Raw genomic sequence first — 12,646 nt, forward strand, 5'->3', positions numbered from 1 at the left:
CAGGAGGCCTTGCGATGAGGCGTTTCGGGCGACGGCTGGCCGCCGCGGCCGCCGGCATATCCGTCCTGGGGACGGTCATATCGAGCACCGCGGCAAGCGCCTCCAACCCAACTCCGGCTACGACTTCCCTCACTTCCCTGAACCTGCCGGCTTCGGTCGCCGGAAATCGGGAGGACCTGTCGCTGACGCTGGTGACCGGTGACAAGGTGCAGATCGGCATCACCGAGGACCGGAAGCCGGTCGTCCGTGAGATCGTGCCCGCGACGCGGCCCGGGAACGAGTCGGTTCTCGTTCACACCGTCACCAGGAACGACCAGGTCTACGTCGTACCGGAAGACGCGTTGCCGCTGCTCCGCGCCGACGTGTTGGACTGGGAGCTCTTCAACCTTTCCAAGCTGGCCGATTGGGCGGCCGAGGGCAGAACCGGTGAAGTCCCGGTGATCACTGCGTACAGCGGAAAGGCCGGCGCCCGGACAGCGGTGACCGCCGCCGGTACGACCGCCAAGACTGTCCTGCCGAGCATCAACGCCCGCTCGATGACCATCAAGGGCAACGGCCAGTGGTGGCGAGAGGTGCGGAAGAAGACCACCGGCACGTCAGCCGCCTCCCGGGCCTCCGGCCCGCTGGCCGGGGTGGGGAAGGTGTGGCTGGACGAGCTGACGAAGCTGCAACTCGAGCATTCCGTACCGCAGATCGGCACGCCGTCCGCCTGGGAACGCGGCTACGACGGTTCGAACATGAAGGTCGCGGTGCTGGACAGTGGCATCGATGCCACCCACCCCGATCTCGCCGGCCGGATCACCGAGGCGGTTGACTTCACCAACAGCCCGAACGGTCCGGTGGACGGCCACGGACACGGTACCCATGTGGCGTCCACGATCGCCGGTACCGGCGAGGCCTCCGACGGGCTGCGCCGCGGTGTGGCGCCCGGTGCGAAGCTCGCCATCGGCAGAGTCTGCGGTTCGGACGGCTCGTGCGCCGGCTCCGCGGTCATCGCCGGCATGGAGTGGGCCGCCAAGTCGGGTGCCGACGTGGTGAACATGAGCCTCGGCGGCGCACCCTCCGACGGAAGGGACCCGCTGAGCACAGCGGTCAACACGCTCAGCCGCACCTACGGCACCCTGTTCGTCATCGCCGCGGGCAACGCCGGCCCGGACTCCGAGACGGTCGGGGCGCCAGGTGCCGCCGACGAGGCGCTGACCGTCGCGGCCGTGGACAGGAGTGACCAGATGGCGCGCTTCTCCAGCCGCGGACCCCGCGTCGGGGACGGCGCGGTCAAGCCGGACATCTCGGCGCCGGGCGTCGCCATCGTCGCGGCCCGCGCCAAGGGCACCGCGATGGGTAAGCCCGTGGACGAGAACTACACGTCCGCCAGCGGCACCTCCATGGCCACGCCCCATATGGCCGGTGCCGCGGCGATCATCGCCCAGCAGCATCCGGACTTCACCGGGCGGCAGATCAAGACGCTGCTGATGGCGACCTCCAAGGACCTCGGGCACGACCTGTTCGCGCAGGGCGCCGGCCGGGTGGACGTGGCCCGCGCGATCGACCCGAAGATCATCCCCGACGGAAACCTGAACTTCGGCCGAGCCGAATACCCGCACTCGCCGGTGCCCAGGACGGTCACCTACAGCAACTGGACCGACGAGCCGGTCACTCTGACGCTCTCCGCCTCGGCTTCCCAGGCCGGCAAGCCCGCACCGGAGGGGCTGTTCACGCTCAGCGCCGACCAGGTCACCGTGCCCGCCAAGGGCTCGGCCGATGTGACGGTGACCATGGACGGCAGGGCGGTGGACAGTTCGGGAGAGTACGGCGCGTACACCGGTGTCCTGACCGCCGAGGACGGCGCGGGGACACTGCTCGGTTCATCGCGGATCTCGACCTATGTGGAGCCGATCCGCCACGACCTGAGCATCAAGGTCATTCCTCCGACCGGCGCCACCGATGTCTCGTACGGCAGCGCGCTGATCGTCCCGGTCGACGAGGACAAGCTGAACCTGTACGAAGAGCCGCTGACGGTACCGGGCGGCGAGACGATCAAGGCACGGGTCTTCACCGGCACTGTCACGGCGGCCATCGGGGTGACGTGGCGGGACGCGGCCGGCGAGCTGCACAAGGCCGCACCGATGGTGCCGGAGGTGGAGGTCACCGGGGCGACCACGGTGGAGCTGGACCTTCGGAAGGTCAAGCCCATCAGTGTGAACACCCCGGAGCCGACCGAGACATACACAGCACTCTTCAAGACCGAGCGGACCTCCGTGGACGGAGACTGGGCGATCACGGCGTCGTTGCCCGCCGAATACGGTCCCGGTGAGCCGAACTGGTGGGCACTGCCGACCGCCGGTGAGGTCAGCCTCGGCACGCTCGACTTCCACAGCCGGCACGTCCTGGTACCGCCGTCAGTGACGATGGAGGTCACAGGGAGCGGCGACTCCTTCGGCCTGGACGCCCGCTACGCGACACCGGACACCACGATCAACGGCGGAGGCCAGCGGTGGACGAAGGACGGGAAGCCCGTATCCACCCTCGTGCGGTCGACGATTCCCCGACTGCCCGCCAGCGGTAAGAAGCCCGTCGTCCACGCGGGCACCGGATCGGCCGAGGAACTCGCCAAGGTCGATGCCAAGGGTGCGCTGGTGCTGCTGAAGCCGACCGACATCTGCGGGAGGACCTGCGACTTCACCGCACTCCGCAAGCGAGTGGCGGCGGCTGCCGCCGCGGGCGCGGTCGGGGTGCTGGTGACCGGCGAAACCGATCGGGTCGCCCTGCTGAAGTACGAGTCGTTCCGGCAGTACAGGTGCGAAAACGGTCCCGACAGCTGCCCGCCGGTCGATCCGTACGCAGCGCTGCCGATCGTGACCGTACCCCCGGCCCAGGCCGCCACGCTGATCAAGCGGATCGAGGGCGGAGCGAAGTCCGGCGTCCGGATCGAACTCGGGGGCAGCCGCGAAGTGTCCAAGGCCTACGCTCTCGCCTTCGATTCCCCCGGCCGGGTTCCCGGCAACCTGCCGTACCAGGTCCGGTCCCAGGATCTCGACCGCGTCGATCACCGTTTCCACGCCGACCGGCCCGGCGCGATTCCCCACTTCAGCTGGAACCGGATGTCGAAGTCCGGCCCGGTGACGGAGGAAAGCATGCTGCCCAAGCCGGACAGTCAGCGGCGGTTCACCACGCTGGTCGGGCCGCGGAACGACGACGCGGTCGACCGCTTCGAGATGTCCGTCAGGGACTATCTCGCGCCGTCCGTGGCGCGTCCGTCGGGCCCGGGCGAAGCTCAGGACCTGGCGCTCGGCAAGAAGAACACGATCGCGTGGAACGCGGGTCCGTCCCTTCCCGGCGCGGTGCCCCAGGTCCGTAGCAAGTCGGGCTTCGCCGCCGAGACCGGCCTGCCGTGCGCCGGCTGCCGGGAGGGTGACCGCTTCTGGCCCACCCTGTACCAGACCAGCAGCGGTGGCGGTCGCCAGGCCATGACCAGCATGCTCAACGACACGGGTATCGCCCATTTGATCTACGGGATCCAGGCCTGTGAGCCCCCCGCCTGCAAGGTGGGCCTCTTCGATGACGCCGGCCACGAACTCCGGCAAAAGCTCAACCCGGTCGAGTTCGCCTTCCAGCTCGGCGAGCCCGGCAACGCGTCGGAACCGATGTCGAGGAGCGGGCGGTGATGACCGAAATGAGAAGGGAGCTTGCTCCGATGAACGCGGCCGAGCCATCGAGGTGGCGCCGGAAGGTGAGCCTGGCGGCGTCGGCAGCCGTAGCGATGCTCGCGCTGGTGGGGTGCAAGGCCGACGTGATCTCGTACGACCTGCCTGCGGAATCAGCCCGCTACACGTTCCAGGCGGAGACCCATGGGGTCAAGACCGCGTGGGAGTACACGTCCGACCGGCCGGCCGAGCCCGACACACCGACGTCACAGCCGTGCATCGCGGACGTCGTTCTCAAGGAAACCGGTCCGTGCCGTCCGGAGCCGCTCATCTTCCTGCGGTACGACCTGGGCCTTGGTCTGGACAACACCGCCGAGGCCGACGGGCTCCACCCCATCACCGTCACCGGCTACTACCAGGATCGGCTCAGCACGCCGCCGACCGTGACCGAGTTGCGGGCGGAGGCCAGCTTCGACGGCGGCAAGGTCTGGCAGCCGGTGATCACCAAGGCCGACGGGAAGAACACCTTCACCGCGCGCATCAAGCACCCGAAGCGTGACCAGGCTCCCGGAGGAGTCGCACTGCGGATCACCGCGACCGACAGGGCGGGCAATACCGTCAAGCAGACCATTCCCCAGGCGTACCGACTGCGCTGAGGCCGACCGATCCGGAGGGAGCACGGCCGGTGCGAGCTTCGCACCGGCCGTGACCCTCGTGGCAAAGGAAGCCCGGCGAGGTCCTTCCACGACACAGACGGCCAGGCCGGAGTACCCACGGACAGACGGAGAGGCATCATGCTGTCAGACGTGCTGGGACTTACCCCCGACGAGGCGGACACCTACCGCGTTCTGGTCTCGGTGGCCTCCGCCACGCCCACCGGACTCGCCGAACTCATCGGCTGCGACATCCGTCAGGTCGTGGGGATCCTCAGCAGGCTCGAAGACCGGAAGCTCGTCGCGCGCAGCCTCGGCGACACCACTCGGTTCGTCGCCGTCCCACCGGCGGCGGCGCTGCAGGCGCTCTTGATGCAGCGACAGAACGAGCTCGATCTGGCGAAACTCGAACTCGACTCCCTCGACGAAATCTACCGCGCGGCCACTCTCGGGCGCGGCGCGGCGGAGGTCGTCGACGTGATCCACGGCACCGAGGCCATCCGTGAGCGCGTCGGACATATACAACTCGGCGCACGGAAAGAGGTCATGAACCTTGTCAAGGCGCCCTTCTTTTCGTCCGGCAACATGACCGACGATGCGGTCATCGAGCGGGGTGTCCGTTACCGCGTGATCATTGAGCGCTCGATGCTGGACCGGGGAGCTCCGTCGTTCGACCAAATCATCCAGGCGCGGGCTGCTGGAGAGGTGGTCCGGATCGCCGAATCGCTGCCGCTGAAACTCTTCATCGTGGACGGTGAGTTGGCCATCGTTCCACTCCTCGGCTCCGCCAATGCCGCAAAGGCGGGAGCCCTGTTCGTGCACGAGTGCAGCCTGCTCGACGCGCTGATCGCACTGTTTGAGTCGGAGTGGGAGAAGGCGATGCCGTTCGTCACGTCTGCGGGTAGCTTGCGGAGCGCGCCCGCCATCGATGATCTGGGTGCACAGATACTCAGCCTGATGCTGACGGGCCTCACCGACCAAGCGATCGCCACCCAACTGAACACCTCCATGCGGACGGTGCAGCGCCGGATTCGCCAGATGATGGACACCGCGAAGGTGGAGAACCGCATGCAGTTGGGCTTCCGTGCGGCACGGCTGGGCTGGCTCGACGCAGAGCAGGACGGCAGCTGACTCCCGGAACACCGGACTCACCTGCCGAGGACGTTCACGCTGGATGTTTACGGCAGGCTGTTGGCGGCTGCTGGGGCTCAGTCGCCGCCGCAGCTCGACGCGCAACTGGAGCCGCAGCCACCCCCGTTGTGCCGGTTGCCGGAGTTGCTCCCGCGTCCCCGGGTCGACGAGCCGCGCGGTGGGTTCCTGCGACGCTCTTCGGCCTCGCGCTCCGCCTGCCGGTGGCGCTCCGCCCTTTTCCGGCCCTCGCGGAGCCGCTCACGCTGCCGGGCAGGGCCGTCCGCCGGTTCCCACGGGCCAAGCCCGTGGCGGCGGTCCGGGCGGAGCGGGGCGGTGGTCACGGTCGCGTACATCCGCCCCATCTCCTGGTGGCGGTGGTATTCGGCGCAGGCGTATTCGAGGACGACTTCGTCGCCCTCCGCCGGGGTGCCGTACAGGACCGCTTCGAAGGGCTCGCGCCTCGGGTCGATGTCGTGGTGCCCGTTCCCCACCCCGTACGCCGAACTGCTGCCGAGGAGCCGCGTCCTGGCGCGGGTGTCGCTCTCGCGGGGAACGTACGCGATCAGGGGGGCTGCCGAGCGGGTGAGGGCGTCCGCGCACACCCAGTGGCGTCCGTCCGGCCCGGCGCGCACGCCCACGATCAGGGCAGGCTGGGGCTCCCCGTACAGCCGCCGGGCGGCTCGGTGGGCGAGCTGGCCCCGGCCGTAGAAGCTCGAACCGGCCACAAGGAGCACCAGTCCGATGCCCTGCTGCCCGACGGCGTCGTAGGGGACGCCGGACACGGTCGGTTCCCCGAACAGGCCGTCGGTGAGGATGGCTGCGGCGACCAGACAGAGTGCCAGCCCGAGGTAGACCTGCTCGTGGCCGCGGTGGCCGTCCGATTCCGGGGTGCCTTCGGGCAGCGGGAAGCGGCGCTCTCCCGCAGCCGCGAGGGCCAGGGCCCGCTGTCGGCGTCGGGCCCGCAGCCGCAGGCAGCCTCCTGTGAACGCGACGGCGCACGCGGCGAGGACGGCCAGCCACCCGGCCCTCGCCGGATGGTCCACGTCGCCGGGCCGGGCCAGAGTCAGAACCGCTTCCACAGCGACGAACACAGCCGCCGGTACGGCCGCGAACGGAACGTACCGATACCAGAGCGGCAGGGCGGTCAGCAGGATCAGACCCGGATACCTCAGCCAGTCCGTCCCGTCCCCGGGCCCGCTGTGCCAGGCCGCGGACGCGGACGAGAGCCCGAACAGCAGGACGTACGCCGCCGCCACCAGGATGGCCAGGACCCAGCCGCCCACGGCCGGGGCGAGAACGGTCGGGACCGCCGCCCTCCGCCACCGTTCGGCATCGGCCACGGCCCAGGTGGCTACGCCGCCTCCGGACACGGACCGGGAGGCGACACCGTCCCCGGTCACGGACCAGGTGGCGACACCGTCTTCGGGCAGTGTCCCGGTCGGTAGTTGCTTGATGTGATACGCCGTCACCGAACCACGACCGCGCGCCCCCCGTATGCCCATCCCGCACGCCCCCTACGCCCGCTCCGTCATGCATTCCCGGCCAGTCTGCCCGCGACGGCCCTCCGCCCCAACGGGGTGAGTGCTTTCCAGCCGGAGCAGTTGTCTCACGTGGCAAGTCGTTGCGGACCACGTACGGGATCTTGAGGCCACGAGCAGCCCATGGCAGGCTCATTCGGCATGATCGATGAATTCGCGAAAGACAACCTGCACGAGAGACTGCGGCGGGACCGCAAGGCGCTGCTCTGGAAACTCGACGGCTTGTCCGAGTACGACGCCCGCCGACCTTTGACAGCGACCGGGACCAACCTCCTCGGCCTGATCAAACACGTGGCCACCGTCGAGGCCAGGTACTTCGGCGAGGTCTTCGACCGTCCTTCCCCGGAACCGCTGCCCCGATGGCAGGACTACAACGGCAGCGATCTGTGGGCGACCGAGGACGAGACCCGCGATCAGATCATCGGGTTCTACCGGCGCACGTGGCAACACGCGGACGCGACGATCAACGAGCTTCCCCTCGACGCCCCCGGCCACGTGCCGTGGTGGCCGGAGCCTTATGCCGACACGAACCTGTTCGCCGTCATGGTCCATGTCCTCGGCGAGTCCATCCGTCATGCCGGGCACGCCGATATCCTGCGCGAGGGCCTCGACGGCCGGACCGGGTTGCGCGCCGAACACGAGCAGCAGATCGACGAGGAAGCCCGTGCGGCCTACTGCGCGAAGATCGAGCAGGCCGCCAGGTCGGCCGCACCGATCAAGGCTTAGTGGGAGCCGGCCGCCCCGTTGCTGCCGTCGCCTGACGGCAGTGGGCGAAACCACGTATCACCGCGGCTGTTTGCTACTGCCTCGGGCGCTCAGTGCGCGGATCGGCCCGATCAGAGCCCGGTAGACCGGGCGTACCACGCGGCCGGGAAGATGGCGGTGACGTTCCTCCTGCCAGACTCTCGCTCTGCGGTGACCAGCAAGGGGTGACCACCGGTCGGGATCCGGGGGTTCGGATGTGTGGAGTTCGATGCGGCAGAGGTGCTTCGTGTTGACGAAGCCGTACTGTCCGGGGCTGACCAGCCGCACCGGAGCGCCGTGGTCGCTGTCGAGTGGCCGGTCGTCGAGACGGTCGGCGATGAGTACGTCGTCGGCCAAGGCGTCCTCGAGCAACACGACCGACTGATAGCCGTCGAGACCTTCGAAGACGATGTGGCTGACCGGAGCAGCCGATTTCAGCAACGGTTCGACTTGCGTGCGGTAGAGGGTCTCGAACGAGACTCCTTCCCACAGCAGGCCGGTTGCCGACCATCCGGCGACGCAATGGAAGTCGGCGCCGAGCTTTCGGCGTGGCAGCTTCGCGAGGTCGGTCACGGACAGGGTGACGGTCTCGGTGAGAGCGCCGCCGATCTCGATCACCGGGTCGGCGGGGACGGGCGGAGGCGGGTGATGGAGATGCGTACCGAAGCGCGGGAAACCGTCGATGGCACGCTGGCCGGGAGGGAGAGTCATGTCGATGCTCCATTGGGCGTGTGGTGAACCTGGCGGGGCTTGACCTCCAGGTCTTGGGCGGCGGGCCGACCCGGACCTCAGCGCGCGGGAAGCGCGGTTGGGTGTGCCCGCGTCGTCGGCCTGGTGGCAGCTCTCGACCACCTCCTCAAGGTGCCCTTCACGCGTTATACGGTAGCGTACATATGGGGTTCGGGCTGGTTGTACGGGCCCGGGCAACAGGTGGCGAGAGTGAGGCGGGCACGCAATGGGTGCGTTGCGCACACCGCGCGAGAAGTGGGTCGAAGAGGGACTGCGGGCGCTGGCCACGGGCGGTGTGGATGCCGTGCGCGTCGAGGCCCTGGCCAAGGCCCTCGGCGTGACCAAAGGCGGGTTCTACGGCTACTTCACCGACCGCGGCGCACTGCTGGCAGAGATGCTGGACGCCTGGGAGCGGGAGTGCGTAGACGAGGTCTTCGACCGGATCGAGCAGGAGAGCGGTGACGTGCTGGACAAGGTCCGGCTGGCCGGGCAGCTCACCTTCTCCAGTGACCGTCTCTTCCCCATCGACCTGGCCGTCCGTGACTGGGCCCGCCGCGACCAAGCGGTCGCCGACCGCCTTCGGCGCGTGGACAACCGGCGCATGCAGTTGCTGCGTGACGCGATCAGCACGTTCTGCCCTGACCCGGACGAGGTCGAGGCCCGCAGCCTGCTCGCCTTCTGCATGGCCATCGGCGGCCACTTCCTCGCCGCCGACCACCCTGGCCGCACCCGTGCCGAGGTCACCGCGCGCGCCGGCGATCTGCTTCTCAGCCGCTCGCCCGACAGCCCTGCCAAGTGAGTTCCCGGTGACCGTCCTTCCGCCTGCCCGCTGCCACCCTCGTCCTTGATGGCCGTCGGTCAGGCCTGTGTGGACGAAACCGGCGACGGTCCGACACGGTTGATCATTCAATATCCGCAGTTGCGCCCTGGTTCACACGTCGTACACGAGCGGTCTCGACACTTTGTCCCGCCCGTGTCGAATCGCGCTCGGGACGTGGGTGCAGGTAATTGCTGGAGGTCATGAATGGTCAAGCGTCGTGAACTGCTCGGGATGGTCGGCGCGACCGTCGGAGCCGGAGTGCTGGGGATGGGCACCGCCGAGGCCAGGCCGCAGGGTGTGACGGGCAGTCGTCCCTCGCAGCGAACGCTCAAGGTCATGCAGTTCAACATCTGGCACGGCGGCAGCCCTGTGCCGGGCGGCCGGGCGGGTATCGCCGACACCATCGCCGCGGTCGAGCCGGACGTGGTGATGCTCAGCGAGTCGAACCCCGAGCGGGTGGCCAACCTCCTGGCCGATCTCGCCGTACGCGGACTGACGTACTTCGACAACGAGAACCCGACCGATCCCGGGGTGATCTCGCGCTATCCGATCATCGAGCACGCATCCTTCCCGTACTGGTCGAAGGCGGTCGTCTCGGTCGACGGCACCGAGGTCGCGGCCTACTCCGGGCACCTGGAGTACCGCTACTACGTCAACTACCTGCCGCGCGCCTACGGTGGCGGCACGCCCGCGCCCCTGGAGACCTCCGAGTACGGCTGGGGCGAGATCCCGACCGGCCCGATCACCGACGTCGACCTGATCATGCGGCTCAACGAGGCATCGGGGCGCACGAAGGTGACGAAGACGGTGCTCGCGGACGCCGAGAAGGAGCGGGCCAAGGGGCGGCTGACGCTGCTGGCCGGTGACTTCAACGAGCCCTCGCACAGGGACTGGACCCGCCGGACCCGGAACCTGTTCGACCACAACGGCACGGTCGTCGAGTGGTCGACGACCAAGGCGATCGAGGACGCGGGTTTCCGCGACAGCTACCGCGTCATCCACCCGGACCCCGTCCGCGAACCGGGCTTCACGTGGCCGAGCGACAACCCGGGCGCCGACGTCGGACAGCTCACCTGGGCGCCGAAGGCGGACGAGCGGGACCGGATCGACTTCGTCTTCTACCACCCGGACCGGCGGATCCGGCTGCTCGACAGTGTGATCGTCGGGCCGTCCAGCACCATTGTGCGCAACGAGCGGGTGGAGGAGTCGGGCAGGGACACCTTCTGGGAGCCCACCTGGACCTGGCCGACCGACCACAAGGCCGTACTCAGCACCTTCCGGGTGTCCACGCGCTGAGCCGGTCCTCGGGCCGTGCCCGCTCGAAACAGGGCGCCTGACGCGAGGGTCGCGACCCGACCCGTCGGTGGCGAGAGTTTCAATCCGTTGGGGAAGGGACCAATCCGCCCGGCGCCCGGGTCCGAATGATGGGCGTGAGGATCTCCCGAACAACCCTGGCCCGTGGTGGGCTTGCCGCCTTGAGCGGCTTGCTCTCCGGTTTCGCCGCGCTTGCCGTTGCCGAGCTCGTCTCGGCGGCGGTCCGGCCCGAAGCAGGACCGGTTACGGCGGTCGGCGGCGCGGCGATCGACCGTACTCCGGCGCCCGTCAAGGACTGGGCGATCCGTAACTTCGGCGAGAGCGACAAGCTCGTTCTGCAGCTGGGCATCCTCGCGACGCTCACCCTGCTGGCGATCGCGCTTGGTCTGGTCGCGCTGCGCTGGCGGCGTGCCGGTTCGTGCGGCGTGCTGGTGTTCGGCGTGGTGGGTGCGGCAGCGGCCGTGAGCCGCCCGGACTCGACCGGCCTCGTCGACGGGCTGCCCTCCCTGGTGGGTGCCGTCGTGGGCGCCGGGGTGATGTACGTACTGATAGGCAGGCTCACCGGACCACGGCGCGTGGTTGTCCAGGGTGAGGACGTCCAGGGCTGGGACCGGCGTGGATTCCTGATCGCCGCATCGGCCGCGGCCGCGGCCTCCGCCGGCGCGGGTGTTCTCGGCCGGGCTCTGAACGGCCGGCGCGGACAGGACGCCATCGCCTCGCGTGCGGAGCTGCTGCTGCCCAAGCCCGCTTCGGCCGCCGCGCCCATCCCGTCCGGTGCCCAGCTGCGGATTCCGGGGATCAGTTCCTTCACCACGCCGAGCAAGACGTTCTACCGGGTCGACACCGCTCTCGTGGTGCCCAAGGTGGACGCCACCAGCTGGAAGCTGCGGATCCACGGCAAGGGCGTGAAGCGCCCGCTCACCGTCACCTTCGAAGATCTGCTGGGGCGTGAGCTCATCGAGCGGGACATCACGCTGACCTGTGTGTCGAACGAGGTGGGCGGGCCGTATGTGGGCAACGCCCGCTGGATCGGCGTACGTCTGGCGGATCTCCTCAAGGAGGCAGGCGTCAAGCCGCCGTCGAGGGGCGGTCCGGCCGACCAGTTGGTGGCGCGCTCGGTGGACGGCATGACGCTCGGCACCCCGGTCGAGGACGTCATGGACGGCCGCGACGCGATGCTGGCGGTCGGGATGAACGGGGAGCCGCTCTCCTTCATCCACGGGTTCCCGGTCCGGATGGTGGTCCCGGGTCTTTACGGATACGTCTCCGCGTGCAAGTGGATCGAAGACATCGAGCTGACCACGTTCGACGACTACGACCCCTACTGGGTGAAGCGGAAGTGGGCCCGCAAGGCTCCCATCAAGACCCAGTCCCGGATCGACACCCCCAAGCCGTTCGCCAGGCCCGAGGCCGGCACGGTCATGGTCGCCGGTGTGGCCTGGGCCCAGCACCGGGGCATCGACCGGGTCGAGATCCGTATCGACGACGGTCCCTGGCGGCCCGCCGACCTGGCCGCGCAGGACACCGTCGACACCTGGCGGCAGTGGTCCTTCCCCTGGAAGGCCACCCCGGGCGGCCACACCCTCACCGTGCGGGCCACCGACCGTACGGGCGAAGTCCAGACGGAAGAACGGACGCGCACGGTCCCCGACGGTGCGAGCGGCTGGCACTCGGTGGTCGTCACCGTCGACTGACGGACCGGCTCCTGCCCAGCGGCCCCCCAGACCTTTCAGACCTTCACACCTTTCAGTCCTCACACACAGTAATGAATCAGTCACTCAAGGAGAACACCATGAACGCAGTCCGCTTCCGTCGCGCAGCCGTTGCCGTAGCCGCCGCCGCAGTGCTTCCGCTGGGCCTGGCCGCCTGCTCCGACGACAGCTCCGACTCCGCGTCGGACACCTCCTCCAGCGCGGCGGCCCCCGCACCGGAGGAGCCGACGACTCCCGCCACCGAGGAGCCGGCGACGGACGGCAAGCCGTTCGGTCCGGGCTGTGCGTCGGTCCCGAAGGACGGTGCGGGCAGCTTCGACGGCATGGCCCAGGACCCGGTCGCCACCGCGGCGTCCAACAA

The 12,646-nt window shown here is 69.0% G+C and carries 9 protein-coding genes and 1 pseudogene; 8 read left to right on the top strand and 2 right to left on the bottom strand.

From position 1 onward, the window contains the following. Positions 1-14 precede the first annotated feature (14 nt). From ACWGO0_RS34070 to ACWGO0_RS34080, 3 genes are all read left to right on the top strand, one after another. Positions 15-3,665 (top strand): S8 family peptidase, encoded by a 3,651-nt coding sequence (locus ACWGO0_RS34070; protein ID WP_453543794.1) that lies wholly within the window; start codon positions 15-17, stop codon positions 3,663-3,665. Further along, the gene (locus ACWGO0_RS34075) at positions 3,665-4,300 is read left to right on the top strand and encodes a hypothetical protein (protein ID WP_453543796.1); all 636 of its coding nucleotides are present in this window, start codon (positions 3,665-3,667) and stop codon (positions 4,298-4,300) included. Before ACWGO0_RS34070 ends, ACWGO0_RS34075 begins: the two co-directional genes overlap by 1 nt. Before the next feature lie 138 nt (positions 4,301-4,438). Next, the gene (locus ACWGO0_RS34080; protein ID WP_453543798.1) at positions 4,439-5,428 is read left to right on the top strand and encodes a helix-turn-helix domain-containing protein; all 990 of its coding nucleotides are present in this window, start codon (positions 4,439-4,441) and stop codon (positions 5,426-5,428) included. A gap of 77 nt (positions 5,429-5,505) precedes the next feature. Here the strand turns inward: ACWGO0_RS34080 and ACWGO0_RS34085 are convergent, their stop codons facing one another. Continuing rightward, entirely contained in the window at positions 5,506-6,897 is a 1,392-nt protein-coding gene (locus ACWGO0_RS34085; protein WP_453543800.1) for a hypothetical protein, read from the bottom strand. Between the two features lie 210 nt (positions 6,898-7,107). Here ACWGO0_RS34085 and ACWGO0_RS34090 point away from each other — a divergent pair, with 210 nt between their 5' ends. Further along, on the top strand, positions 7,108-7,692 hold the full coding sequence (locus ACWGO0_RS34090; protein WP_453543802.1) for a DinB family protein: 585 nt from the start codon (positions 7,108-7,110) through the stop codon (positions 7,690-7,692). Between the two features lie 57 nt (positions 7,693-7,749). Here the strand turns inward: ACWGO0_RS34090 and ACWGO0_RS34095 are convergent, their stop codons facing one another. Then, positions 7,750-8,421 (bottom strand): molybdopterin-dependent oxidoreductase, encoded by a 672-nt coding sequence (locus ACWGO0_RS34095; protein WP_453543804.1) that lies wholly within the window; start codon positions 8,419-8,421, stop codon positions 7,750-7,752. Between the two features lie 244 nt (positions 8,422-8,665). On the opposite strand from ACWGO0_RS34095, the gene ACWGO0_RS34100 reads away from it, so the two are divergent. From ACWGO0_RS34100 to ACWGO0_RS34115, 4 genes and pseudogenes are all read left to right on the top strand, one after another. Beyond that, positions 8,666-9,238, top strand: a complete 573-nt coding sequence (locus ACWGO0_RS34100) for a TetR/AcrR family transcriptional regulator (protein ID WP_453543806.1) — start codon at positions 8,666-8,668, stop codon at positions 9,236-9,238. Between the two features lie 225 nt (positions 9,239-9,463). Next, a complete protein-coding gene (locus ACWGO0_RS34105) occupies positions 9,464-10,555 on the top strand; it encodes an endonuclease/exonuclease/phosphatase family protein (protein WP_453543808.1) in 1,092 nt (363 codons plus the stop codon). Positions 10,556-10,680: 125 nt separating this feature from the next. Beyond that, positions 10,681-12,267 carry a molybdopterin-dependent oxidoreductase gene (locus ACWGO0_RS34110; RefSeq protein WP_453543810.1) on the top strand — a complete coding sequence of 529 codons (1,587 nt, stop codon included), beginning with the start codon at positions 10,681-10,683 and terminating at the stop codon, positions 12,265-12,267. A 98-nt stretch (positions 12,268-12,365) separates the two neighbouring features. Next, positions 12,366-12,646, top strand: a pseudogene (locus ACWGO0_RS34115) (fasciclin domain-containing protein); the annotation flags it as partial.

The sequence above is a fragment of the Streptomyces sp. NPDC055749 genome (assembly GCF_053617235.1).

Excerpts from the sequence above, each read along its gene's own strand:
- ACWGO0_RS34075 (WP_453543796.1), top strand. The coding sequence starts at position 3,665 with ATGACCGAAATGAGAAGGGAGCTTGCTCCGATGAACGCGGCCGAGCCA.
- ACWGO0_RS34100 (WP_453543806.1), top strand. The coding sequence starts at position 8,666 with ATGGGTGCGTTGCGCACACCGCGCGAGAAGTGGGTCGAAGAGGGACTG.
- ACWGO0_RS34110 (WP_453543810.1), top strand. The coding sequence starts at position 10,681 with ATGATGGGCGTGAGGATCTCCCGAACAACCCTGGCCCGTGGTGGGCTT.
- ACWGO0_RS34105 (WP_453543808.1), top strand. The coding sequence starts at position 9,464 with ATGGTCAAGCGTCGTGAACTGCTCGGGATGGTCGGCGCGACCGTCGGA.
- ACWGO0_RS34070 (WP_453543794.1), top strand. The coding sequence starts at position 15 with ATGAGGCGTTTCGGGCGACGGCTGGCCGCCGCGGCCGCCGGCATATCC.
- ACWGO0_RS34090 (WP_453543802.1), top strand. The coding sequence starts at position 7,108 with ATGATCGATGAATTCGCGAAAGACAACCTGCACGAGAGACTGCGGCGG.
- ACWGO0_RS34095 (WP_453543804.1), bottom strand. The coding sequence starts at position 8,421 with ATGACTCTCCCTCCCGGCCAGCGTGCCATCGACGGTTTCCCGCGCTTC.
- ACWGO0_RS34080 (WP_453543798.1), top strand. The coding sequence starts at position 4,439 with ATGCTGTCAGACGTGCTGGGACTTACCCCCGACGAGGCGGACACCTAC.